At 70.4% G+C, this 2,306-nt stretch carries 2 protein-coding genes; both read right to left on the bottom strand.

The window, feature by feature from the left end:
• A partial coding sequence (locus ACJA3G_RS35420; RefSeq protein WP_406557135.1) for a hypothetical protein occupies nucleotides 1-535 on the bottom strand: 535 nt, incomplete at its 3' end.
• Entirely contained in the window at nucleotides 532-2,250 is a 1,719-nt protein-coding gene (locus ACJA3G_RS35415) for an alpha/beta hydrolase (protein WP_406557134.1), read from the bottom strand. The genes ACJA3G_RS35420 and ACJA3G_RS35415, both read right to left, overlap by 4 nt.
• Nucleotides 2,251-2,306 lie beyond the last annotated feature (56 nt).

Here is a 2,306-nt window from a genome sequence, read left to right as displayed (position 1 = left end):
TCCCCGGTGTCCCCGCCGGATACGTCATCTCCGCGTCCTTGGCGCACGCGAAACTCGCGCTGAGGAAGACGTTCCCCACGCTTCCCACCTGCAAGGACACGCTGAAGCCGTCCGCCCGGCTCGCCCGTACCCACGGCATCGACTCGTCGTTCCGGACGCTCGTCACCTTGAAGCCCGCCGACTCCCAGTAGCGCTGGACCACGCCCAGGAGGCTGCCCCGGCGGTGGGGGGAGACGATCGTCAGGATGTTGCGGCTGCGGGTGACCGTCGTCCTGCCCGTCGGCTCGTTGAGGTCCGTGCTGCATGCCTCCTGCATGGGGGTTCCGTACGCCCATTTCACCGGCGGCTGGATCGCCGCCAGCGTGGCGTCCAGGATCTTCTCCGAGCCCTCGCCCGCCTGCTGCATGTTCATCTTCGGTGCCTTCTGGGTCTGTCGTACCTGCTGGTCGCTCTGACCACTGCTGCCCGTTCCGCAGCCGGTCAGTGCCGCCGCGAGCAGCAGCGCGCACGCCACCCGCCGTCCCCGGGCCCTCATCGCGGCCTCGTCGCCGTGATGCGGTCGCCGTGGCCCGTGACCACGCTCGCGATGTTGGGGAGGGAGTCGCCGCCCGCGTCGGGGTCGAAGTAGATCGAGTGCGCGGGCAGGTCGCCCGTGGCCAGGCCCGTCAGGCCGGTGTCCTTGCCCGGCGCCACGGCGAAGTGGTGGCCGCCGAAGTGGTCGTCCGCCGGGTCCGTGCCGAACCAGTTCTTCTTCGGGCCGTATTCGCTGCCCGGCGCCATGTACTCCAGCGGGTTGGGCGACGGGAGGTAGGTCACCTGGTCGTTCTCCGCCGCGCCTATGTAGACGTGGTCCGCGCCCACCCCGAGGTCCGACGCCTTGTCCACGCCGACGCCGGGGCTGCCGACCAGGACCACGTCGTCCGCCGGGATGCCGCCGGACTGCTGGGTCGCCTGGCCGACGGTGAGTGAGCCGTACGAGTGGCCGATGGCTGTGACGTGCGGTGAGCCGGACTCGTGGGTGGCCCGGATGCCGCTGAGGAACCTGTCGTACGCCGGCGCCCCCGCCTTCGCGTCGTCCTCGCTCATCACGTCCGTCGCCGACCACTTGAAGCCGTCGAGCTGCGGGCAGTCGTAGCCGAGCCAGACCACCGAGGCGGTGGTGGTGTCGGGGTACATCTTGTTCGCCATGGTCGCCACGTTCCGGGCCCGGTCCACGTCCGAGGACGCGAAGTGGCCGCTGAGCTTGGTGTTGAGGCCGGGCACGTACGCGGAGACGTTCTTCGACGTGTCCGGGTTGCCGAAGGAGACTATGGCCCGGCCCTTGCCCTCCGAGCCGATGCCCAGCAGGTACGGGCGCGGCTCGCCCTCCGCCGCCAGCTGCTTCTGGATGCCCTTGAGGCCCTCGATCTTGTCCTTGAGGGCCTTCGCCTTGTCCCCGTCGGCTCCCTCGTACTCCGACTGGAGGCTGTCGAGCAGCATCGGCAGATACGTCCGGTTGGCGCGGTCGCGGTCGGTGGCCGGTATGCCGTCGCGGTTCCCGATCTCCTGCGGGTAGTCCTGGATCAGTTCGGCCTGGAGGCTCGGGGAGAGCTGGGCCCACCAGGCCTGTACGGCGGCGGGCGAGCCGTTCTTGTCGGGCATGCCGAGCTCGTGCAGCAGCTGGCCGTTGAGCGCGTTCGCCGCCGCCATGTCCGCGAATTTGGTGCTCCAGTCGCCCCTGCCGCAGCGGTTCGCCGCTTCGGTGAAGAGCCTGATCGCCTTCGCGTACTCCTTGTCGGCCTTCTCCGCCGCCGCGAGCGCGTCGCCGATCCGGTCGGCGTACCCCTGGGCGCGGGTGGTCTGGTCGCGCTGCATCATCGCCACGTCACCGGGCTTCATCCCGCTGGTGTCGACGCTCGGCGCGGTGACCTTGCCGTCCTCCGCGACGTGGTATCCGGCGCCGGTCGCGTCCTCGATGGCGTGTGCCAGCTTGCCCTGCTGGGCGGCGAACACCTCGCCGCAGGCGCGCAACACCGTTCCCACGGCGTCGAGTTCCTGCTTGGCCACGAGCAGGTCGCGCTGCATCCGGGCGAGCCGGTCGGCCGCGGACTCGGCGGTGATCCCGCCCCAGTTGCCCTGCTGGAGGGGCCGGTGCAGGTACCTTCCGCAGTCGGTGGTGTGCGTGGAGAACGTCTCCGCCAGCTTGTCCCAGGCGTCGCCCGCGTCCGTCAGCAGGAGCGGCTTGGCATCGCGCAGTTGCGAGACCCGCATCGGTCAGTGTCCTCCGTCGGACGCCGGGGGAAGGGTCACTCCCGGGGCTTGGGGGG

This window comes from Streptomyces sp. YS-3 (assembly GCF_045257485.1).
Taxonomy (GTDB): domain Bacteria; phylum Actinomycetota; class Actinomycetes; order Streptomycetales; family Streptomycetaceae; genus Streptomyces.
This window is presented reverse-complemented; position numbering and strand designations above follow the sequence as displayed.

What these genes read in the sequence shown, in the direction of transcription:
- ACJA3G_RS35415 (WP_406557134.1), bottom strand. Translation starts at nt 2,250, where the DNA reads ATGCGGGTCTCGCAACTGCGCGATGCCAAGCCGCTCCTGCTGACGGAC.